The 21657-nt window shown below is 65.4% G+C and carries 18 protein-coding genes; 12 read left to right on the top strand and 6 right to left on the bottom strand.

Annotated features, from left to right (window positions below):
* Positions 1-236 precede the first annotated feature (236 nt).
* On the top strand, positions 237-1739 hold the full coding sequence (locus tag LKE06_RS29980; RefSeq protein WP_228002817.1) for an ATP-binding protein: 1503 nt from the start codon (positions 237-239) through the stop codon (positions 1737-1739).
* 125 nt (positions 1740-1864) lie between these two features.
* Here the strand turns inward: LKE06_RS29980 and LKE06_RS29975 are convergent, their stop codons facing one another.
* Both LKE06_RS29975 and LKE06_RS29970 read right to left on the bottom strand, forming a co-directional pair.
* Positions 1865-3115 carry a helix-turn-helix domain-containing protein gene (locus LKE06_RS29975; protein ID WP_228002816.1) on the bottom strand — a complete coding sequence of 417 codons (1251 nt, stop codon included), beginning with the start codon at positions 3113-3115 and terminating at the stop codon, positions 1865-1867.
* A complete protein-coding gene (locus LKE06_RS29970) occupies positions 3099-4457 on the bottom strand; it encodes an L-serine ammonia-lyase (RefSeq protein WP_308188458.1) in 1359 nt (452 codons plus the stop codon). The genes LKE06_RS29975 and LKE06_RS29970 overlap by 17 nt, the downstream gene beginning before the upstream one ends.
* Positions 4458-4548: 91 nt before the next feature.
* Here LKE06_RS29970 and LKE06_RS29965 point away from each other — a divergent pair, with 91 nt between their 5' ends.
* From LKE06_RS29965 to LKE06_RS29950, 4 genes are read left to right on the top strand one after another with little or no spacing between them, the layout of a single operon-like run.
* Positions 4549-5571, top strand: a complete 1023-nt coding sequence (locus tag LKE06_RS29965) for an NAD-dependent epimerase/dehydratase family protein (protein ID WP_228002814.1) — start codon at positions 4549-4551, stop codon at positions 5569-5571.
* Positions 5571-6638, top strand: a complete 1068-nt coding sequence (locus LKE06_RS29960; protein ID WP_228002812.1) for a dihydrodipicolinate synthase family protein — start codon at positions 5571-5573, stop codon at positions 6636-6638. The genes LKE06_RS29965 and LKE06_RS29960 overlap by 1 nt, the downstream gene beginning before the upstream one ends.
* A complete protein-coding gene (locus LKE06_RS29955; protein ID WP_228002810.1) occupies positions 6635-7963 on the top strand; it encodes an MFS transporter in 1329 nt (442 codons plus the stop codon). The genes LKE06_RS29960 and LKE06_RS29955 overlap by 4 nt, the downstream gene beginning before the upstream one ends.
* Before the next feature lie 26 nt (positions 7964-7989).
* Positions 7990-8901: a Gfo/Idh/MocA family oxidoreductase gene (locus LKE06_RS29950; protein ID WP_228002809.1), complete on the top strand. Its 912-nt coding sequence runs from the start codon at positions 7990-7992 to the stop codon at positions 8899-8901.
* Here the strand turns inward: LKE06_RS29950 and LKE06_RS29945 are convergent.
* On the bottom strand, positions 8877-9788 hold the full coding sequence (locus tag LKE06_RS29945; RefSeq protein ID WP_228002808.1) for a dihydrodipicolinate synthase family protein: 912 nt from the start codon (positions 9786-9788) through the stop codon (positions 8877-8879). The two genes, LKE06_RS29950 and LKE06_RS29945, sit on opposite strands and share 25 nt — an antisense overlap.
* 62 nt (positions 9789-9850) lie before the next feature.
* Here LKE06_RS29945 and LKE06_RS29940 point away from each other — a divergent pair, with 62 nt between their 5' ends.
* Positions 9851-11059: a M20 metallopeptidase family protein gene (locus LKE06_RS29940; RefSeq protein WP_228002806.1), complete on the top strand. Its 1209-nt coding sequence runs from the start codon at positions 9851-9853 to the stop codon at positions 11057-11059.
* Positions 11060-11204: 145 nt separating this feature from the next.
* Here the strand turns inward: LKE06_RS29940 and LKE06_RS29935 are convergent, their stop codons facing one another.
* A complete protein-coding gene (locus tag LKE06_RS29935; RefSeq protein WP_228002804.1) occupies positions 11205-12638 on the bottom strand; it encodes a 3'-5' exonuclease in 1434 nt (477 codons plus the stop codon).
* A gap of 357 nt (positions 12639-12995) precedes the next feature.
* Positions 12996-13409 carry a DUF5997 family protein gene (locus LKE06_RS29930; protein WP_228002803.1) on the bottom strand — a complete coding sequence of 138 codons (414 nt, stop codon included), beginning with the start codon at positions 13407-13409 and terminating at the stop codon, positions 12996-12998.
* A gap of 98 nt (positions 13410-13507) precedes the next feature.
* On the opposite strand from LKE06_RS29930, the gene LKE06_RS29925 reads away from it, so the two are divergent.
* The gene (locus tag LKE06_RS29925) at positions 13508-14431 is read left to right on the top strand and encodes a LysR family transcriptional regulator (RefSeq protein WP_228002801.1); all 924 of its coding nucleotides are present in this window, start codon (positions 13508-13510) and stop codon (positions 14429-14431) included.
* 23 nt (positions 14432-14454) lie between these two features.
* On the opposite strand, the gene LKE06_RS29920 is transcribed toward LKE06_RS29925, so the two are convergent.
* Entirely contained in the window at positions 14455-14727 is a 273-nt protein-coding gene (locus LKE06_RS29920) for a DUF2631 domain-containing protein (RefSeq protein WP_228002800.1), read from the bottom strand.
* A gap of 105 nt (positions 14728-14832) precedes the next feature.
* On the opposite strand from LKE06_RS29920, the gene dxr reads away from it, so the two are divergent.
* The 5 genes from dxr to LKE06_RS29895 all read left to right on the top strand — a co-directional run bounded on the left by dxr (position 14833) and on the right by LKE06_RS29895 (position 21558).
* The gene (dxr, locus tag LKE06_RS29915) at positions 14833-16011 is read left to right on the top strand and encodes a 1-deoxy-D-xylulose-5-phosphate reductoisomerase (RefSeq protein WP_372477448.1); all 1179 of its coding nucleotides are present in this window, start codon (positions 14833-14835) and stop codon (positions 16009-16011) included.
* A gap of 218 nt (positions 16012-16229) precedes the next feature.
* Complete coding sequence (locus tag LKE06_RS29910) at positions 16230-17432, top strand: M50 family metallopeptidase (RefSeq protein ID WP_228002797.1); 1203 nt, start codon at positions 16230-16232, stop codon at positions 17430-17432.
* Positions 17433-17594: 162 nt separating this feature from the next.
* Positions 17595-18746, top strand: coding sequence for a flavodoxin-dependent (E)-4-hydroxy-3-methylbut-2-enyl-diphosphate synthase (ispG, locus tag LKE06_RS29905; RefSeq protein WP_228002796.1), 1152 nt, complete (start codon positions 17595-17597; stop codon positions 18744-18746).
* 84 nt (positions 18747-18830) lie between these two features.
* Positions 18831-19694, top strand: a complete 864-nt coding sequence (locus LKE06_RS29900) for a GNAT family N-acetyltransferase (RefSeq protein WP_228002793.1) — start codon at positions 18831-18833, stop codon at positions 19692-19694.
* 76 nt (positions 19695-19770) lie between these two features.
* Complete coding sequence (locus LKE06_RS29895) at positions 19771-21558, top strand: penicillin-binding transpeptidase domain-containing protein (RefSeq protein ID WP_228002791.1); 1788 nt, start codon at positions 19771-19773, stop codon at positions 21556-21558.
* Positions 21559-21657 lie beyond the last annotated feature (99 nt).

Raw genomic sequence — 21657 nt, 5'->3', positions numbered from 1 at the left:
GAGCATCGCACCGAGGTGGACGGCTGGCAGGCGATCTGGCGGCACGATCACCATTGCATTCGAATAATTCTGGTATGCAACATATTCGAATCGAAACCGCTGGTGAGTCTTCGTAGCCGTCTGTGCTGTGGACGGGCCTCTCGGCAGTGGGTAGGGCCGCCAACCAACGGTTACTGATCCATTAGGAGTACAGTCCTTAGGGGTATGATCCTAACGTTAAACGGGGGGTATTTCGGATGACGACGAAGCCGGAGCGCTTGTTCGACCGCGTTGCGGAGTGGGACGGCCTGGTGGCTTTCGCGTCGGGGAAGACGCAGACGGCGCGGCTGGGAATTGTCAGTGGTCGGCGGCGAATGGGGAAGACCTATCTGCTGCGGGCGTTGGTTGAGCGGGTCGGGGGTTTCTACTTCGGCGCGACGACGGCAACGGCCGGGGAGTCGTTGCGGCAGTTCGGGGCGGCATTGGCCGAGTTCGCCGGGGCGGAGGTGCCGATTGTGTTCGATAGCTGGGACCATGCGGTTACCTACCTGTTCGGTCTAGCCGCGCGTGAGCACGCCGACAAACCGTTGCTGGTGGTGATCGATGAGTTTCCGTACCTGGTGAAGGCGGTTCCCGAGCTTCCGTCTTTGGTGCAGCGGGAGATTGATCGGTATCAGGTCGAGCCGAGTGGTACTCGGCTGCTGCTGTGCGGGTCGGCGATGTCGGTGATGGGTGGGCTGCTGGCCAGCAATGCGCCGCTGCGAGGGCGCGCTCAGATGGAGATGGTGGTCCGCCCATTCGGCTATCGCGACGCCGCGGCGTTCTGGGGGGTAGAGAAGGATCCTGCGTTAGCGGTGCGACTGCATGCCGTGCTGGGTGGAACTCCTGCGTACAGACGGCAATTTTTGGCCGATGACGTCCCTATCTCGCTGACCGACTTCGACCCGTGGTTGTCTCGGACAGTGCTGTCGCCGTTGAGTCCGCTGTTCCGGGAGGCGCGTTATCTATTGGCCGAGGAGGCCGAGATTCGCGACACCGCGCTATACCATTCGGTACTGGCCGCGGTCGCGCAGGGCAGCAACACTCGTGGCGGTATTGCTAGCTACATCGGCCGAAAGGCGGTGGATATCTCGCACCCACTCACCGTGCTGGAGGACTGTCACCTGTTGGTGCGCGAGCAAGACGTGTTCCGGGCGGGGAAGTCCGTGTACCGAATCACCGAACCGCTGATCAACTTCTACGAAGCTGTCATGCGTCCATCGTGGGCGCGGCTGGAAAGTGGCCAGGCGCAACAGGTGTGGGCGCGGTCGAAGGAGCGGTTCACAGCGCAGGTCGCTGGGCCGCACTTCGAGGCAATGTGCCGGGAATTCATGCTCGGCGACGGCATTGAAATGCTTGACTCGGATGCTGGATTCGGTGAGATCGGCTGCGGGATCGTCACCGATTCGGCTGCTCGCAAGCAGATTCAGATCGACGTAGCGGTTATGCAGTCGGGCGATGGTGGGCATAAGGCCGCAGTGTCGATGATCGGTGAGGCGAAGTGGGGTGCGACCATGGGCCTCAACCATCTGGATCGACTTGTCCGCGCACGAGAGTTGTTGGCCGGTAACGGGTTGGATGCATCGAATTGTCGCCTGGTGTGTTTCAGCGGCGCCGGATTCAGTGACGCGCTTCGTGATCGCGCTGACCAGGACGCGAACGTGGTGCTCGTCGGACTCGCTCAGCTGTACGGCCGACATGAGGTAGGCGATCGGGGCTGACGAAATGGCATAATACGCGAAAACCGAATAGATCGGATCGACACGCGGCGAGAGCTTCGTCGTCAGCATTACCGGGGTGGGGGTTCGAGGCGGGGCGTGGGCGTCGGTCACGGTGCCGTCGTCCGCTAGGTCTCGAGTCGTAGCGAGTACCGCACGGCCGGTCGGCCCGCACCGCTGGCGACGGTGCCGACCGGTTGGGCGAGCCCCGCGCGCTCTAGTTGCTTCAAAGTCCTACGGGCGGAACGGGGTTCGATACCCAGCGAGGTAGCTATCGCGGCGGCGGTCACCTCGTTGTCCGGGTGAGCGGCCGCGGCTGCCTCGAGTCGCACGAGGGTCGCGTGGGACAGGCCGGCTCGCCTGGCGGCGACATGCAGGCTCACCCGCTCGTCCTTGCCGCGCTCACCGCCCGCCGTCTCGGTGATAACGAAGTCACGGCCCTGTCCCACCGAGACGACCGCCGCGAACGGCCCTGCGGTGCGGCAACGGTCGACGGCGCGACGGGCGAGGGCCTCCGCGTCCGCGGCCGAGCGCCCGACCCCGAGCCCGATGCGTACCTGGGTGTGGCGTTCGGACAGCTGCTCGAGCAGGGGCATCACCGTCCAGTCGCAGGTGTGCTGAGCCAACACGCCGCGGGTGCTCACCAGTACGTAGCTCGACGGCCCGGTGGGAAAGACGCTGCCCGCGATCGAGCGAACGTCATCGGCGAGGGCGTCGTCCGGTTCCGGCAGCTCGATCATCCCGAGAACCACCTGCGCGTCGGACGAAATGCGCCCGGCCAGCTCCATTGTGACCGTCTCGAGCGTGGTGCGGACCGAGGCGATCGCCGGGGCGAGGCGAATCGTGTCGACGTCCTCGCGGATCAGCTCGTACACCGATCGGACACACGTGATCGCCACCGCGCCGGGGTGCGTACGCGCGTATTCGCGATGGAATTCGGCTAGGCGCTGCGCGTCGATTCCATTGCGGTACTCCATCGTTGCGATGTCGCCGGTCGCGATGCCGACGTGGGTGAGGCTCTCGACGACGAGGGATCGTGCGAGGGTGTCTATCGAGATGTGAGCGGGGTCGTAGCCGGCGGACATCAACTCCACAAGCGCGCCGTACAGGGTCGCCCCGGTGTAGTCGATGTATGCGGCCGGCTTGGAGATCACGCCCGCGGACTGAGCCAGCGTGTAGGGAATGACGCCGGTGAAAAGCAGTGCGTCGACATCGGGGTTCGCGGCGATGACCTCGACGGCCTGTGCTTCGTTGCGGTAGGCCAGCGCGACGATGAGATGGTCGGCGAACGTGACGGCCGCGACGCGTTTGACCAACGACACCAGGTCCGACGGCCCGACCACGCCGATCCGATACGTGTGTTCAGCATTCGACGACATTGACTGCCAGTCCCCCCAACGATGTTTCCTTGTACTTCGACTGCATGTCCGCTCCGGTGTCGCGCATGGTCTTGATAACAGTGTCCAGGCTGACGCGATGGTTCCCATCACCGGCCAGGGCGATTCGCGCCGCGTTGATGGCTTTTACCGCGCCGACCGCATTGCGCTCGATACAGGGGATTTGCACGAATCCGCCGACCGGGTCGCAGGTCAATCCGAGATTGTGCTCCATAGCGATTTCGGCGGCGTTCGCCACCTGAGCGGGTGTGCCGCCGAGAAGTTCGCAGAGGGCACCGGCGGCCATCGAGCATGCGGACCCGACCTCGCCCTGGCAGCCGACCTCGGCGCCCGAGATGGACGCGTTGCCCTTGTACAGCGCCCCGATCGCCGCCGCGGTGAGCAGGAAGCGCCGGACCCCTGCGGCGTCCGCGCCGGGAACGAAACGGTCGTAGTAGTGGAGTACAGCCGGAATGATGCCGGCGGCGCCGTTTGTCGGAGCGGTGACGACGCGACCGCCCGCGGCGTTCTCTTCGTTGACAGCCATGGCGAAGGCATTGACCCAGTCCAGCTGATGCAGTGGATCCGGTTGTCGGCCAATGGCTTCGAGCCGCCGCCGAAGGTTCGGGGCGCGGCGCCGCACGGCCAGTGTTCCGGGCAGCTGGCCGTCGGTGTGCAGCCCCGCGTGCACGCTTTCCCGCATAGCCGCCCAGATTCGGTCGAGACCGGCACCGACATCTGTCCCCGGTCGCAGAGTCTGCTCGTTCGCGAGTACGAGGTCGCTGACGGCGAGACCGGTTTCGGCGGTGCGAGCGAATAACTCGTCGCCGGAACGGAATGGATGGGGGACCGCGACGATGTCGGCGTGACCGGGTGAATCACAGTCCTGGGTGACGAACCCGCCGCCGATCGAGTAGTAGGTCCGTTCCCACCGAGACCCGTCCTCTAGGTCTGCCGATAGCACCATGGCGTTGGGATGTCCGGGCAGTCGGGTGGCCCCGTCCAGCACGAGGTCGGTGTCTTCGAACGGAATTCGGTGCCGCCCAGCGAGATTGATCGACATAGTGTCGGCGACCGAACGCTGCCATCGCGCCAATGATCGCGGGTCGACGGTTTCGGGATCGGCGCCGAGTAGCCCGGCGATCACGGCACGATCCGACCCGTGTCCGCGCCCGGTCGCGCCGAGCGAGCCGCAGAGTAGGGCTCGCACCCGCGTCACGTGCGCGAGTGTGCCGGTTTCGTCGAGCTCGGCGGTGAACATGCGCGCGGCGCGCATCGGGCCGACGGTATGCGAGCTAGACGGGCCGATGCCGACCGAGAACAGGTCGAACACGCTGACGGTCACGGCTTCGGGTCCTTTCCTATTGTGCTTGACACCACACCAAAGCATTATTACGGTCCAGACCGAAATAGTCCAACAGGAGAAGGGCCGGTTGATGTTCACGAATGAGAAGGAGCTCGAGCGAGAGCTCAGTCGGCCGAGTGCGGGCCTTGTCGCCGATGCGGCGTCGTGGCAAAACGACGTGATTGTGCTGGGTGCGGGCGGAAAAATCGGATCGGGTGTGGCAACGATGGCCCGGCGCGCGCTCGATGAGGCCGATCGCGACGACGTGCGAGTGCTGGCCGTCTCGCGCTGGTCGGACGTCGAGGCCCGCGCCAGGTTGGATGCCACCGGGGTAGAAACGGTCATAGCCGATTTATCAGATCCGACGGCGGTGGACCAGCTGCCCGACGCCGGGAACGTGGTGTTTCTGGTCGGTGCCAAGTTCGGCACGGCGACCAATACCGACGAGGCATGGATGACCAACACCGTCCTGCCCGCCTACGTCGCGCGGCGATATGCGACCGCGCGGATCTCGGCGCTGTCGACCGGCAATGTCTACCCGCTGTCCGAGCCGGTGACCGGCGGACCTGTCGAGACGGACGAGACCGGCCCGATCGGTGAATACGCCATCACGTGCCGGGGTCGCGAACAGGTCTTCACCCACGGTGCGCGGACTCGGGGGACTCAGGTGGCGTTGATCCGGCTGAACTATGCCTGCGAGCCCCGCTACGGTGTCGTCGCGGATATCGCGCGTCGCGTCCACGACGGCGAACCGGTCGACCTGTCGATCGGCGCGGTCAACGTGGTGTGGCAGCGCTACACCAATGAGGTCGTCCTGCGCTCGCTCGGACATGCGGACACCGCGCCCTTCCTGCTCAATCTCACCGGGCCGGAGACCGCGTCGGTTCGAACCATCGCCAGCCAATTGGGGCAGCGGCTCGGGGTCGAACCGAACTTCACCGGCGCCGCGGGGGCCACGAGCCTGCTCAACAACGCTTCGAAATGTCACGCGCTGTTCGGCTACCCGGATCGCACAATCGGGCAACTGATCGACATGCAGGCCGAGTGGATCCGCGCGGGCGGCATGTTGTGGAACAAGCCGACCAAGTTCGAGCGCCGGGACGGAAAATTCTGATGACACAGGGACTTTCGGCGGCGAAGGCCGCGCTGCTGCGTGATGGCACAGTGATTCCCGCGCATCCGCTCGCACTCGATGCGGATCGTCGATTCGACGAAAGACGGCAGCGAGCGCTAACGCGGTATTACATCGACGCGGGTGTCGGCGGTGTGGCAGTCGGCGTGCACACAACTCAATTCGAGATCCGCAGGCCCGAAATCGGCCTGCTGCGGCCGGTGCTCGAACTGGCCGCCCAGGAGTTCGACGCTCGCGTCGGGGATCGTCCGTTCCTGCGTATAGCGGGTGTGGCCGGACCGGCCGCGCAGGCGGTCGCCGAGGCGGAGCTGGCCCGTGACCTGGGCTATGACGCGGTGCTCGTCTCCCCGGGCGGACTCTCCGAGCACGACCTCGACTATTTGCTCGATAGGTCAGCTGCCGTCGGCGAGGTGCTTCCCGTGATCGGGTTCTACTTGCAGGAGGCCGTCGGTGGCCGGTACCTCCCGAGTGATTACTGGCGTCGGCTCGCGGACCAGGACTCCACGGTCGCGGTCAAGGCCGCCCCGTTCGACCGTTACCGGACACTCGAGCTGGTGCAAGGCATCGTCGACTCCGACCGGGGCGAGCAGGTCGCGCTATACACCGGAAACGACGACAACATCGTCACCGACCTGCTCACCCCATTCGTGCTGCGCGGCCGATCTGGGCCGGTGACCAGGAGGTTCGTCGGTGGCCTGCTCGGACATTGGGCGGTGTGGACGCGGTGCGCGGTTCACCTGCACGAACTTGTCCGGAAGGCATGGGCGGGGGACGAGGCCGCGCGGGTCGCGGCCTTGTCGATGACCGCGGGCGTCACCGATGCCAACGCCGCGGTCTTCGATGTCCGCAATGATTTCGCCGGCGTGATCGCGGGCGTGCACGAGGTACTTCGCCGCCAGGGCCTGCTCGAAGGGACCTGGTGTATCGACCCCGCCGAGGGCCTCTCGGTTGGCCAGGCGGACGAACTCACCAGAATGGTCCACGCGTACGAGTGGCTGCGCGAGGAGGACGGTTTCATCGCCGCAAGGCTCGAAGGATGGTTGTCATGAGCTCAACAGCGGTCACCACGACCGACGGCCCGGTGGACGGGGCGAAGGCGAAGCGCGCCAGAAAAGCGGTGTTCGGCGCGTGGTTGGGGTTCTATGTCGACCTGTTCGACATCTATCTGCCGGTTATCGTGCTCGCGCCCGCGTCGGTGTACTTCCAGGCCACCGGGGCGTCCACGGGGACAATCGCCCTGATCAATGGTTCGGTGTTCGCCGCGACGCTGGTGGGACGACCGCTTGGGGCGATGCTCTTCGGCCACCTTGCCGATAAATTCGGCAGGCGCCGGGTCACGGTGATATCGGTGTCCGGATTCGGTGTGACGACCATGGCCATCGGTCTGCTGCCCGGCTACCAGCAGATCGGCATCTTGGCCGTGATCCTCCTGATCGTGCTGCGATTCGTCGACGGCGTGTTCCTCGGCGGCGAGTACACCTCGGCCACTCCGACGGCACTCGAGCAGAGCGCGAAGGGGCGTCGCGGTCTGAACGGCGCGATCATATCGACGGGGTTCCCCCTCGCGTATTGCTCGATCGCGTTGATCACGCTCGGTCTGTTGCAGATCATGCCCGCACAGGGCATCGACTCGGCATACGTCCAATGGGGTTGGCGCATACCATTTTTCATCGGAGCTGTGTTGTCGGTGGGCTTCGCCATCTGGTATTCGCGCAATGTCGAGGACAGCAGCGAATGGCAGCATTCGGAGAAGGTGAAGACGCCGCTGCTCGAGCTGTTCAAGGGCCGCTCCGGCCGCGACTTCCTACAGGTGTTCGTGCTCACCACCGGGCTGTGGTTCACCAGCTACATGTTGACCACGGTGCTGCCCGGTCTGATGAAGAGCGAGGCGAAACTCAGCCCGAACTCCACCACGCTCGCTCTGGTGATCGCGAACGCGATTGTGGTGGCCGTCTATATGGGCAGCGGACTGCTCTCACAGAAGGTCGGGCGTCGACCGATGCTGATGGTGGGCGGGCTGCTGTGCGTGTTCGTCGCGCCGATCCCGTACACCCTCATCGCGTCGGGCAACGTGCGGACGTTCGGAGCCGTACTCGCCCTGCTCATTTCGGTGACGGTGCTGATCAGTGTCCCGTGGGGCTGCCTGACGACCTACCTCACCGAGCGCTTCACACTCGGCGTCCGGGCCTCGGGTTACGGTCTGGGCTACTCGCTCGGCATGGTCATCCCGGCGTTCTACGCCTACATCCAGAGCGGATTGTCGACGTTCATGCCGCTGCCGTACACCGCGGTTGTGTTGCTGTGCTTCGGTGGACTGCTCACGGTGCTCGGCGCGGTACTCAGTCCCGAGACGCGCGACGTCGATATGAACTGACCCGATACGACCCGAAGGAGCCTCGCATGCGGATCGGTTTCGCCGGAGTGGCCCATTCTCACCCGTTCAGCGACGCACGCAATGCGCGAGCACTCGGCGTCGAAGAGCTGGCGGTCTGGGATCCCGATGACCGCCTCCGGCGCGGCCGGTTCGTCCACGAGTGGTGCGCGGTCGAGCACGATTCCCTGGCGGGCCTGCTGGACTGGCGACCCGACGTGGTGATCGTGACACCGCGCCCGCATCGCGTCGCAACGGTGGTGGCCTCGGTACTCGACCACGGTGGTGTGTGCTTTCTCAACAAGGTTCCGGCGGCGAACCCGGCCGGGCTCGCCGACCTCGACTCGGCGATCGGCGACCGTACCGAACGATTTCTCACCGCGTCGGTGCTGCGGTTCGCCCCGGCTGTGCGCGCGTTGGCGGCGGACCTCGATGGCCTCGAGCCGATCGCGGCTCACGTGTCGGTAAGGCACGGCATCGACGCATTCACCACCCCCGAGCGGCGATGGCAGGACGACCCGAATGACGGTGGGGGGACAGCGATTTCGATGGGATTGCATGCCTGGGAGATGCTGGACGCAATCCTCGACCGCGCGATGACTCCGCTCGGCGGGGTGACCGCTCGGCTACCGGATTCCCGCACGATCTCGGAGAACACCGCCGCCTTCCACGCGGTCACCGCCGATGGGGTGCCCGTCACCGTCGACGTTGTCGGGGCGGGCAGCGGCGAGAGCTATGAGGTGACCGTGCACACCGAGTCGGACGTGCACCGCATGACATTGGACGGGGCCGATCACTATCGGACTCTCGGATACCTGGACTGCCTGCGCGCGGTGCTGGCGATGGCCGACGGCGCGCCGGCCCCGGTGACGTGGCCGCGCAGCCGCGCCATAATCGAGACCACCCTGTCGGCCGCTCAACTCGCGCGCGTGGGCAACTGAGCGATCGATAGCCGATGCAGCATGTCCAGAACACGGTCTCGTTCATCCGATGGAAGCGGCGGCGCGTACGGATCGGTCAGCATGTCCTCGGGCAACAGACCCTGCTCGCCCGCGACCCAGGTCATCCGCTGCACGTACCCGTCGAAAGGGGCCCGGAAGGTCGCCGCGGCGAACTCGTCGAGCCTGCGGGTGGCGTCGAGGAACGCGGGCAGGTTGTCACCGGCGAACGCATCGAGCACCGCGCGCGTCAATGGGACCGCGGCGGCACCGATGCCAACCAATGCCGCCTCGGCGCCCCAGGTCAGGGAGGCGCCGAACATGCGATCCTCGCCGGTTATGGCGAGTTTGCCGCGCTCGCGAACCAATGCGATCCGGTCCTGGCAGGCGATTGCGTCCGACAGCCGGGCGAGCTTCACAGCTGCCACCGCAGGGTGGTCCACCATGGTGGCGAACGTCGCGTCCGAGTACGGCGCGGTATACAAATCGAAGCCGATCAGTGGGAGTCCGCCGCTGTCCCACAGCCGGTCGAGGTGTCGCATAACGGCATTCGTGTCGCCGGGCGCGGGAAACACCAGCACGGCGTCGGCGCCCGCCGCGGCGGCGAGCCTGACCTCGTCAGGGCTGTTGACCCCGACGACCACCGACGGGCACACCTGCCGTGCGATCCGGATCAGTTCGGTGCGCACAGCGGCAGGCAGGTGCGGGCCGCGGCCGGTATGCACGGCAATCGCCAACCCGTCCGCACCTGTGGCGGTGAGAGCAGCGAAGTAGCCCAGCGCGAACTCCGGGCGCGCGGTTCCGGATGCGTCGAACGGAGTGGCCGGAGCCGCGTAAAGGCGACCACCCGCGGCGCGTGCCCACTCTTCTGCCGCCGCATACCACTGCATGCCGCCACCCTATCCACCCCGAACGGTCGCCGCAGACCGTCCCCCGAACCCGAGGAGTTTCAATGACCGACTCGACCAACGACCTGATCCGGCTGCGGCGGGAGTTGCACCGCCGACCGGAGGTTGGGCTGCGGCTGCCGTGGACGCAGTCCCGGATACTGCGCGCGCTCGACGGGCTCGGCCTCGAGATCTCGCTCGGGCACTCGACAACCTCGATCACCGCGGTACTGCGCGGCGGGGCGGTTCGCGGCGCCGACCGGCCGACCGTGCTGATCCGGTCCGACATGGACGCACTACCCGTCGTCGAGGACAGCGGGCTCGACTTCGCGGCAACGAACGGCGCCATGCACGCCTGCGGCCACGACCTGCACATGGCAATTCTCGTCGGTGCCGCCCACCGCCTCGCTGCCCGGCGTGATGACCTGCCCGGCGACGTGGTCTTCGTCTTCCAACCCGGCGAAGAGAACTGGGGTGGCGCGCTCGCGATGCTGGCCGAGGGCGTGCTCGACGCGTCCGGTCGCAGGGCGGACGCCGCGCTGGGACTGCACGTGTTCTCCTACGACCTGCCATCCGGCGTATTCGGTATGCGTCGCGGGCCGATCATGTCCGCCTCGAACACCTTCACCGTCCGTTTCGACGGCAAGGGCGGTCACGGTTCCGCGCCACAGACCGCCCGGGACCCGATAGTCGCCGCCGCCGAATTCGTCACCGCACTGCAGGTCGCGGTGACACGGACCTTCAGCATGTTCGAATCGGTCGTGGTGACCGTCGGTCACATCGAAGGCGGCCACAGTGGCAACGTCATTCCCGACACCGCGCACGTCAGCGGCACCGCACGGGCCTTCACCACGCAGAACTCGGCGCGACTACGCCGCCTCGTCCAGCGCGTCGCCGACGGTATTGCCGCGACCCATGATGTCACCGCCGCGGTGGAACTGGAGGAGGTCGCGATTCCCACCGTCAGCACGGATACCGAAGCGGACTTCGCAATGTGCACGGCCCGCGACCTTTTCGGTCCCGAAGCGGTTCGACTCATGGACCAACCCTTCACCGCATCCGAAGACTTCTCCTGGTTCCTCGACAAAGTCCCCGGCGCCTTCGTGCTACTCGGGGCCTGCACTCCGGGTCAGGATCCGGCCGCGGCCCCGTCCAACCATTCACCGTGTGCCACCTTCGACGACGGGGTCCTCGAGATGGGTGTGGAATTCGAAACGCAGTGGGCGCTAGGTCGATTGCAAGCCCTCGCGATCACCGAGCCACGTTCGGCGTAATGATGATTTCTTCGATCGGGTCATTGCGGTGGATGCTGGTGCGGAGGTAGACACCGGGGTCGGAATCAGTGCCTCGGCCCGTAGATCGGTTGGTGCTCGGGGATTGTGGTTGCGTCCACGCGTAATTCGATCCGGAATCGATGGATCAGGCGCGAATCACCTCTTCCCACAGAGATTCCTCACTCGGCATCAGTCGAGTCAGGGTGTCGCTGTAGGTCATGACCAGTCTCGAACGAGCTCGCGACGCGCTGACGTACAGTAACCGTGCTTCCCGTGCACACGCCTCATCATGGCCGAACGAGGCCAGCGCGGATGGTAACGGGATTCGATCGTCGTTGAGGAACGGCAGCACGACGACGTCGAATTCCAACCCTTTGCCGGAATGATAAGGGCCGGAGTAGATTCCGGGCTCCTGGTGCCAGCTATCCATTCCAGTCTTCAATTCGGTGTACCGGAGACCGGCAACAGCCCGGGTAGCCTCACCCCACGTTCGGCACAACACCGCTACCGATTGATCGCGCGCGAGATCGGCGACAAGCCGCCGCACCGTTTTCGCCTCATGGGTGAGGTCCTGACAACGGATGAGGGTCGGTGAGACGCCTTCGAGGACCGCCTGGCCGGGAACGACGAGGTCCTCGTCATCGGAGGCCATGTATTTCGACTGCGCTATTGCAGTCATGAGCCGTGCGATCGGAATGGTGTTGCGATAGTTGTCGACGAAGCGTTCCACCGGCCGTCCGTCGAGGCGAAGTCCGGCCGCACGCCATGACAGTCCCTGCCCATAGATGGCCTGGTGGTAGTCGCCGAAGAAAGTGACCGACCCGCCCGGCCGAGCCGCCGCGGCCACTGTGCGGATCATTTCCGGTGTCAGGTCTTGGCCTTCGTCGATCAAGATATGCCGATACTGGCGGGTGGTGGTATCGGATTTCTGCGTCTCGCGGACGGCCGAAGCGATGTCGATCCAGTCGAACCGCCGCCCACGGTGGCGACGAATGTTTCGATACAGCTCCAGAACTCGCCAGACCTGGCTACGCGGAATGCCGGTCCGCAGTTGTGTCTGCCGCCCCCGTCTTCGGATCGTTTGATAGCTGTGTTCGTCCGGTAGTCCCATCCCGGCGATCCACTGCAATTCATCGACGAACCAGCCGATATCGCGTCGTAGCGTCGGTGACAGCGGATCCTCGCGACGAAGCCGGCCGACCGCCTGATCGACATACAGTCGGCAGTCTTTGCCGTTGGCGATATCGTCGCTCGGCTCGAGCACGCGGCGGCTCAGAAGATAGTTTCGAGCGAACGCGGAGTAGGTCTCGATCGTCAGATTGGGGATGTTCGAGCCGGGTGACACGTCCCGAACATGCCTGCTGACAAGGTATTTCAGGTAGGTGATCAGTGCGTTGTTATAGGTGAGTAGCAGCGTCGGACCGCTATTCGCGGTGTCCGGGTCGGCGAGATGGACCGCGCGTGCAACGGCCATTGTGCTTTTCCCGGTACCGGCTGTGCCGAGGACGACGTTGTCGCGATCGGAGGCCAAGTGGATCGCACGGGTTTGCTTGCCGACCAGTTCACGTAATGGACTCAACTCAACCCCTGCTTTGAACCGATGATCACCGAACAGCTACCGAAAGAGGCCGGACTCGACGTGAAAAGTTCGGCTGTGACTGTGGTTTCGATAGCGGGTGCGTCATCGGTGGCGAGCACTCCGTCGCCCCCACTCATTGCCAATATCCGCCATCGGCAGTTCCCCCCGGTGTTCAGCACGACACATGCCGCTGAATCAACGGTAGCGGACACCGAGGGACTATGTAAGACGAAATTCAAACCAGGACAGCATATTTGGATGTCGGGGTCCCGATGCGACGATCGGCGTGCTGCGAGGTTGCCGGTATGCCCGCAAGGCGATGAGGCCGACGGCCGCGCGAATGTGGCCGGGTGCGACCTAGGTGCGGTTTTTCGCGGGCCGGTTCGATGCCGCGCGGCGCTCGGCTTGCTGCGCCCTGATGCGTTCGTTCTCCTTCAGCACCGCGGCGTAGCTTTCGCGTTCGCGAATCAGCCACTCCGGGGGGTCGGCGAGCAGGTCGGCGATTTCATGGGTGGTGAGGAAATCGGAGACCTCGGCGCGGGCCAGGCCGGTGTTGGAGACGCCGAGCTTGCGGGCGACGACGTCGCGCGGGAACGGGCCGGTGCGGCGGAGTTCGATCAGCCATTCCGGGGGATTGGTGCGCAGATCTTCGAGATCGGCGCGTGAGATCGGCGAGTTCCGGAATTCCTCGGGGGCTGCCGGAAGGTAGATGCCGAGCTTGTTCGCCGCGGTCAGCGGCTTCATGGTCTGCGGTTTCTTGTCCGGGCTCACCGATACAGACTATCTGGCCCGACTGGGGTTCCTGACCACCCCGTCGAGCGTCGGCACCCGTGCGCACGCCGACACCGCCGGGCAATACGCTTTCTGGAATGAACCCCGAGTCCATCGACGTGACGCGGCTGCGCTGGTTTGTCGCGGTAGCCGAGGAACTGCATTTCGCGCGCGCGGCGAAATCGCTGCATATTTCGCGCCAGAAGCTGAGCCACACGGTCATCGATCTGGAGAACGAGCTCGGGACCAAACTCTTTGTGCCGGGCGCCCAGCCGACCCAATTGACCGACGACGGCGTGGAACTGCTGCGCGCGGCCCGCGAACTGATCGCTCGCGCGGACGCCGCGAGCGACCCGGTGCCCATAGGGGAGATCACACTGCGGGTCGGTTTCGTGCCGGGCGTCACCGTGTCCAAATGGACGAGGATCTGGGGCGAGCGGTTCCCCGAGACCCCGCTCGAAGTCGTCCCCATCCCGATGGTCGAACAGCTCGCGGCGCTGCGGGGTGGACTCGTCGACGCCTGTTTCGTCCGGCTGCCGATCGATCGGGACGGCCTGAGCATGATCCCGCTCTACCGTGAGCTGCCGGTGGTCGTGGTGCCGAAAGATCACCCGATCGCGGCGTTCGAGCAGGTCAGCACCGCGGAGCTGGCGGATGAGCGGATACAGGATTCCTCCGACATCGATGCCATCGCGGGAGCTATAGAACTGGTCGCCGCGGGGGTCGGGGTCACCATCGTGCCGCATTCGATCGCTCGTCTACATGCCCGACGTGATCTGGTCTATCGCACGGTCACCGATGTCCCCGACACCGAGATCGCATTGGCCTGGCCGACTGACCTGACCACCACCCTGGTCGAAGAATTCGTCGGTGTCGTACGCGGCCGCTCGGAACGCAGCTCACGATCACCGGCGGCCCGGACCCCATCCGTCCAGCAGCAGTCGAAGAAGGTCCAGGCCAAACGGGCCGGCGGCGGCCGACCCGGCCCAGGAAAGAAGCAGGCAAAGCGGCGGGGACGCTGAATCCCGCCGCGATCGTTACGTGACTAGCGCGGCTTGCGACGCTGGATCGAGTCGCGAATGAGGATGCCCGCGATGGCAAGCGCGAAGCCGATCAGGAAAATGTCCTCGACCTTGCCCTTGTGGTTGCCGATCGTCATGGCCACGAGGATGACCGCGACGACCCAGCCCGCGATTTGGAAGGTCCGGCGGGACTCCCCGCTCCAACCCCAAGCTGCGGACGGAACCTCAGCGGCGGTGTCCACCGGGATGAGGACGCCCCTGTCACTGTCGGTGGTTTCGAGTTCCGTGGCGGCCACGATCGCTCCTCAGCTGGTGGGTCGATTACTTATCGATATCGTGGCATACGACCGGTTGTCGTAGCCAGCAGGGCCGCATTTGAATCGGTTGCGCGGGGCTACCGCATGGGGGCGCGTCGCTCGACTCGCTGCCACAATGGGGCCGTGTCCGACATTGTGAGAGTCCTACTGCTCGGCAGCACCGGTTCCATCGGGACCCAAGCGCTCGAGGTGATCGCGGCCAACCCGGACAAGTTCGAGGTGGTCGGGTTGGCGGCCCGAGGCGGTAATACCGAACTGCTCGCCGCGCAGATCGCCGCGACCGGAACGCGCAATGTCGCCGTCGCCGATCCCGCCGCGGCCGAGCAGCTCGGCCTCGGCCTCGGCGGCCCCGGCGCGGTAACCGAGCTCGTGCGACACACCGAGGCCGATGTCGTGCTCAACGCGTTGGTCGGTTCGCTTGGTTTGGAGCCGACGCTGGCCACGCTGCAGTCTGGCACTCGACTGGCGCTGGCCAACAAGGAATCGCTCGTCGCGGGCGGTTCGCTGGTGACGAGGGCGGCGGCGCCCGGCCAGATCGTGCCGGTCGATTCGGAGCATTCGGCGCTGGCGCAATGCCTACGCGGTGGGCGGGCGGAAGAGGTCGATCGCCTGGTATTGACCGCCTCTGGCGGACCATTCCGTGGCTGGAGCGCCGACATGCTGGAATCGGTGAATCCCGCTGAGGCGAAAGCACATCCGACGTGGTCGATGGGGCTGATGAACACCCTGAATTCGGCGTCTCTGGTGAACAAGGGCCTGGAATTGATCGAAACGCACCTGCTGTTCGGCATTCCCTACGACCGCATCGACGTCACCGTGCACCCGCAATCGATCGTGCATTCCATGGTCACCTTCACCGACGGCTCAACTCTCGCGCAGGCCAGCCCGCCCGATATGAAGCTACCCATCGCGCTGGCCCTCGGCTGGCCGGACCGGGTACCGGGCGCCGCGGCGGCCTGCGATTTCGGCACCGCCTCGACCTGGGAGTTCGAACCGCTCGACAGTTCGGTGTTCCCGGCCGTGGAGCTGGCCAGGCAGGCAGGTCAGGCCGGCGGCTGTGTCACCGCGGTCTACAACGCCGCCAATGAGATTGCCGTGCAAGCGTTCCTGGACGGCGCCATTCGATTTCCGCAGATCGTGCGCACCGTCGCCCGCACGGTCGAGGCCGCCGACCGGTGGCGCGCCGAACCGGAGACCCTCGACGAGGTGCTGACCGCCGACAGCTGGGCGCGCGAATATGCCCGCGGCCTAGTCGTCGGATGAGGGCGGCCGCGACGCGGACGACGGTCGTCATCGGCGCACCTTCGACGGGATCGGGCGCGCCGTGTGAGGGCGGCCTGGCAGACTGAGCCGCGAGCACCGGACCACGTCCGGTTACTGTGGTCGGGGTGCTCGCGGCCAAGACGGCTGCGTGTGTGCGGCGGCCACTGGTCGCATATGTATCGAGGCGAGCTGCGCAATGCAGGAGGGCTGTCAAGCTAATGGTGTTCGCGTTGGGGTTCGTGCTGTTCGCCCTGTGCATCACGATCTCGGTCGCGCTGCACGAATGCGGGCACATGTGGGCTGCTCAGGCAACCGGCATGAAGGTGCGCCGCTACTTCGTCGGCTTCGGCCCCAAGGTGTTTTCTTTTCAGCGCGGTGAGACCGAATACGGACTCAAGGCGCTGCCGCTGGGCGGCTTCTGCGATATCGCGGGCATGACGGCGCTTGATGAGATCGAGCCGGAGGACCTCGACCGGGCGATGTACCGGCAGGCCACGTGGAAGCGCCTGGTCGTCATGGTCGGCGGGATCGCGATGAACTTCCTACTCGGCTTCATTCTCGTTGTCATTCTCGCGATCGGCTGGGGCCTGCCGCGCTTCGATCAGCCGCCGGCGACGGCGCTGGGCAAGATGAGCTGCGTCGCGCAGCAGAATGAGGACGGCACGCTACAGCCGTGCACCGGCATCGGTCCGGCGCAACAGGCCGGTCTGCGATCCGGCGATGTGGTGACGGCGGTCAACGGTACGAAGGTGGAGACCTGGGCGGAGTTCCAGTCCGCGACCCAGAAGCAGACCGGGGCCTTCGAGTACACGATCGACCGGGACGGGCAGACCCTCACCATTCCGGTGACCCCGCAGCGCGTCACGCGTTACCCATCCGATGGCGGGCCGGGCCGTGAGGTCAGTGCCGTCGGCGTCGGCTCCGAGTACTACGAGCCGGTGAAGTACAACGTGCTGGCGGCCATCCCGGCGTCGGGCGCGTTCACCGGCGACATGTTCGTGCGCACCATGCAGTCGCTCGCGCAGATGCCGCAGAAGGTGTCCGCACTGTGGACGGCCGTGACGGGCGGCGAGCGCGACCCCGAAACCCCGGTCAGCGTCTACGGAGCCAGTAAGATCGGCGGCGAAACCGCCGAGCGCGGCCTCTGGGGCGTGTTCATCCTGGTGCTGGCCAGCCTGAACTTCTTCCTCGGCGCCTTCAATATCCTGCCGCTGTTACCGCTGGACGGCGGTCATATCGCGGTCGTAATCTACGAGAAGATCCGCAACACCATCCGTGGTTGGAAGGGGCTCGCGCCCGGTGCGCCGGTTGACTATCTGAAATTGTTACCCGTGACCTATCTGGCGGTGGTGATCGGCGGCGCGTACATGGTCCTCACGCTGGCCGCTGACATCATCAACCCCATCAAGTTGTTCCCCTGACCTAGATCCGCCGGTATCTTTCCGCGGCTGCCTCGACGCGGTACCCTGTCGCGGGCATTGGGGATCCACCATGTCATGGTCGTCACAGGGTGAGTGGCTACCGCGCGACTAAACTCGGTAAGCGAACGGCTCACCAAAACGCAGGAAAGTAGGCAGCCGGAAGTGACCAGCACAATCGGATTGGGGATGCCGACCGCGCCCGCGGCCGTCCTCGCGCCACGCCGAACGACCCGCCAGCTGATGGTCGGCGGCGTGGGTGTCGGCAGCGATCATCCGATCTCGGTGCAGTCGATGACCACCACCAAGACTCACGACATCAACGCCACCCTGCAGCAGATCGCGGAACTGACTGCCTCGGGCTGCGACATCGTGCGGGTGGCGTGCCCACGTCAAGAGGATGCGGACGCGTTGGGCACGATCGCGCGTAAGAGCCAGATTCCGGTCATCGCCGATATCCACTTCCAGCCGCGCTACATTTTTGCCGCCATCGACGCGGGCTGTGCTGCGGTGCGGGTGAACCCGGGCAATATCAAGGAATTCGACGGCCGGGTCGGCGAGGTCGCGAAAGCCGCTGGCGCGGCGGGCATTCCGATTCGCATCGGGGTGAACGCGGGTTCGCTGGATAAGCGGATGCTGGAAAAGTACGGCAAGGCCACCCCGGAGGCGCTGGTCGAGTCGGCGCTGTGGGAGGCGAGCCTGTTCGAGGAGCACGGCTTCGGCGATATCAAGATCTCGGTCAAACACAACGATCCGGTGATCATGGTCGAGGCGTACCGGCAGTTGGCCGCGCGGTCGGACTACCCGCTACACCTTGGCGTGACCGAGGCGGGGCCGGCATTTCAGGGCACCGTCAAGTCGGCGGTGGCGTTCGGTGCGCTGCTGTCGGAAGGCATCGGTGACACGATCCGGGTGTCCCTGTCCGCGCCGCCCGCGGAAGAGGTCAAGGTGGGCGGGCAGATCCTGCAATCGTTGAACTTGCGGCCACGCAAGCTGGAGATCGTATCGTGCCCGTCGTGCGGGCGCGCCCAGGTCGACGTCTACACGCTGGCCAACGAGGTGAGCGCCGGGTTGGAAGGCATGGAGGTGCCGCTGCGGGTGGCTGTGATGGGCTGCGTCGTCAACGGTCCCGGTGAGGCTCGCGAGGCCGATCTCGGTGTTGCCTCCGGCAACGGCAAGGGACAGATCTTCGTCAAGGGCGAGGTCATCAAGACGGTGCCTGAGGCGCAGATCGTGGAAACCTTGATCGAGGAAGCTATGCGTTTGGCCGAGCAGATGGACATGGGCGCGGGGGATCCGGTAGTCACCGTCGGCTAGGTGTACGGCGCTCGTATGCGCCGGGTCGTGATTGCTATTCGGCATCGGCGTGCCACGCGGGCCGATTCGTGGCAGGCTGTCAGCGTGCGGAGTCTGCTGGAGCCGACGCGACGGGCGAAGTACGCCCCCGCGCGTCAGCTCACGAACCGGGACCTGGCACAGGTCCTGCGAGTACTGGATGCCGATCCGGTTGCTTCGTGCATGATCGCGGCACGACTACAGGAATTCGGTTTGGACACCGGCGCCGGGTACGGCGAGTTGTGGAGCCGTGGCGGGCCGTCGGACTCGCTGTGTTTCTCGGGTGCCAACATGATGCCGTTGCGCGGTGACCGGGACGCGTTGCGCGCGTTCGCGGATCGAGCGGTGCGGTGGCCGCGGGTGTGTTCCTCGGTGGTCGGACGCCAGGAGTTGGCGCTACCGCTGTGGGAAATGCTCGCCACACATTGGGGTCCGGAGCGCGAGGTGCGCGCTGAGCAACCATTGCTCGCGCTCGGACAGCCCGCGCTCGCCACCGTGGACGCGAAGGTCCGCCGGGTCCGGCCAGATGAGGTGGATCGCTACCTGACCGCCGCGATCGCGATGTTCATCGAGGAGGTCGGTGTGGACCCGCGGGCCGGTGACGGTGGCCGCGGCTATCGCAGGCGGATTACCAGCCTGATCCAATCCGGCCGTGCCTGGGCACGTTTCGACGACGATGCGGTGGTCTTCAAGGCCGAGGTGGGATCGCTGTCGCGGCGCACCGGCCAGATCCAGGGCGTATGGGTGCACCCGGAGCACCGTGGTGCTGGGCTCGGCACCGGTGGCACTGCCGCGGTGGCCAATGCCGTGATTGCCTCCGGGCGCACCGCCAGTCTGTACGTGAATGACTTCAATGTGATTGCCCGCCGCGCCTACTGTAGGGTCGGATTTCAGCAGATCGCTACTTTCGCCACGGTGCTGCTCGACTGAAGAATCGTTGTCTGTTCGGCCGAACTACGGTGCGCCACAGGCGTTTGCTCGTCGATGGCTACTACCATCGGTGCCGATGTCGAGACGCATGCTGATCACGCTGGCCGTCGCGGTGCTCGCGGCTGCGGGTACCGCCTGTTCGGCGAGCTCACAAGGACCGGTTCCGGCGGCGGACGCCTTCCTCTCCGCCTTCGCCGATCGTGATCTCGACGCTGCGGCCGAGTTCACCAGCCAGCCCGAGAAAGCCACTGCGGCAATGGGTTCCGCATGGGAGCACCTGCAGGCCGAAAAACTGTCGGCGCATTCGGGCGCGGCCAGGGTGACCGGCGATACCGCGACCGTCGACTACACCTACGAATGGCGGCTGCCCAAGGACCGGACCTGGCGCTACACCGGCCAACTACAGATGGGCCGCAGCGACGGACGCTGGATGGTGCGTTGGACATCTTCGGACATCCATCCCAATCTCGGTGACACCCAGACCATGGCATTGCGCGCCAATCCCGCGCCGCGTGCCAGGGTGAACGAGCAGTCCGGCAGCGACGTGCTGGTGCCGGGCAAGGTTACTCGGGTCACTTTCACCGTCACCGATGCACCCGATCCGAACTTCGTTGCGAACTCCCTGGCCGCGGCGCTGCACCGATTCGATGAACGGCTGACCCCAGAGGCCATCCTGCGCTCGGCGCGGTCGGCGAAGGACGCCTATACCGTCGAGTTGTTGAGCGAGAAAGAATTCAACGAGGTGAGTGCCGATCTCATCGGTTTGCCGGGGGTGACGCTTACCCAGCAGTGGGACATGGTCGCCACCGACCGGAACTTCGCGCCGGATCTGCTCGCGCAGGTGCGTAAAACGGTGATCGCCGAGGTAGACGGCAAGGCGGGTTGGAGTGTGGTCACCATGAACTCCAATGGTGCCGATACCGATGTGCTCACCGAGGTGGCTTCGCAGCCCGCGCCGTCGTTCTCGCTCAGCGTGGACCGTTTTGTACAGAACGCCGCGCAGCGCGCCGTCGACGCTCGCACCGAGCAGACCATGATAGTGGCGCTGCGCCCATCCAGCGGTGCGATCCTGGCGGTCGCGCAGAATCCGGCCGCCGATCGGGATGGTCCGGTGGCGACCATCGGACAGTATCCGCCTGGTTCGGTCTTCAAGACGGTCACCGCGACCGCGGCGATGTCGGCTGGAACGGTCAACCCAGACACAATGGTGCCGTGCCCGAGCCAGATCGTGATCGGCGAGCGGACAATTCCCAATTACGACATGTTCGCACTCGGCTCGGTGTCGATGGCCAGGGCGTACGAACGTTCTTGCAACACCTCGTTCGCGAAACTCGCCAGCGAGTTGCCGGGTGACGCGCTGCATACGGCTGCGGCGAAGTTGGGAGTGGGACCGGGCTACACGATCGTGGGCCTACCGGCGACGTCGGGTTCGGTGCCGTCATCCGATGACCTGATCCAGCGCACCGAGGACGGCATCGGCCAGGGCAAAGTTGTGGTGAGTCCATTCGGTATGGCGATGATGGCGGCGACGATCGCGCACGGATCGGCGCCGGTGCCGTATCTGATTGCCGGTCGCACCACCGAGATCGACGGCGAGCGGTCGGCCATCGCACCGGAGGTGGTCGATGGGTTGCGTTCGATGATGCGTCTGGTGGTTACCGGTGGTACCGCAGAGCGGATCGCTGACCAGGGCGAGGTCTACGGCAAGACCGGAGAGGCCGAGGTCGACGGCGGATCGCACTCATGGTTCGTCGGCTACCGAGGGGATATCGCGTTTGCCACGTTGCTCGTGAAGGGCGGTAGTTCGGACAACGCCGTCGCGGTCACCCGCGATATGTTCGCGGCGTTGCCCGCCGGATACTGAATGCATTTGATATCGGAGACCGTCAACTCGATCCGGCCATGGGGTTCTACGACCGGTGTTGCGGTCCCGGCGTCTCCGCCGTCGAGCACTTGAATGGCG

It is taken from the genome of Nocardia australiensis (genome assembly GCF_020733705.1).
Taxonomy (GTDB): domain Bacteria; phylum Actinomycetota; class Actinomycetes; order Mycobacteriales; family Mycobacteriaceae; genus Nocardia; species Nocardia australiensis.
This window is presented reverse-complemented; position numbering and strand designations above follow the sequence as displayed.

Excerpts from the sequence above, each read along its gene's own strand:
- LKE06_RS29960 (WP_228002812.1), top strand. The coding sequence starts at position 5,571 with ATGACACAGGGACTTTCGGCGGCGAAGGCCGCGCTGCTGCGTGATGGC.
- LKE06_RS29980 (WP_228002817.1), top strand. The coding sequence starts at position 237 with ATGACGACGAAGCCGGAGCGCTTGTTCGACCGCGTTGCGGAGTGGGAC.
- LKE06_RS29945 (WP_228002808.1), bottom strand. The coding sequence starts at position 9,788 with ATGCAGTGGTATGCGGCGGCAGAAGAGTGGGCACGCGCCGCGGGTGGT.
- LKE06_RS29975 (WP_228002816.1), bottom strand. The coding sequence starts at position 3,115 with ATGTCGTCGAATGCTGAACACACGTATCGGATCGGCGTGGTCGGGCCG.
- LKE06_RS29895 (WP_228002791.1), top strand. The coding sequence starts at position 19,771 with ATGTCGAGACGCATGCTGATCACGCTGGCCGTCGCGGTGCTCGCGGCT.
- LKE06_RS29965 (WP_228002814.1), top strand. The coding sequence starts at position 4,549 with ATGTTCACGAATGAGAAGGAGCTCGAGCGAGAGCTCAGTCGGCCGAGT.
- LKE06_RS29940 (WP_228002806.1), top strand. The coding sequence starts at position 9,851 with ATGACCGACTCGACCAACGACCTGATCCGGCTGCGGCGGGAGTTGCAC.
- dxr (WP_372477448.1), top strand. The coding sequence starts at position 14,833 with ATGGGGGCGCGTCGCTCGACTCGCTGCCACAATGGGGCCGTGTCCGAC.
- LKE06_RS29950 (WP_228002809.1), top strand. The coding sequence starts at position 7,990 with ATGCGGATCGGTTTCGCCGGAGTGGCCCATTCTCACCCGTTCAGCGAC.
- LKE06_RS29955 (WP_228002810.1), top strand. The coding sequence starts at position 6,635 with ATGAGCTCAACAGCGGTCACCACGACCGACGGCCCGGTGGACGGGGCG.
- LKE06_RS29910 (WP_228002797.1), top strand. The coding sequence starts at position 16,230 with ATGGTGTTCGCGTTGGGGTTCGTGCTGTTCGCCCTGTGCATCACGATC.
- LKE06_RS29925 (WP_228002801.1), top strand. The coding sequence starts at position 13,508 with ATGAACCCCGAGTCCATCGACGTGACGCGGCTGCGCTGGTTTGTCGCG.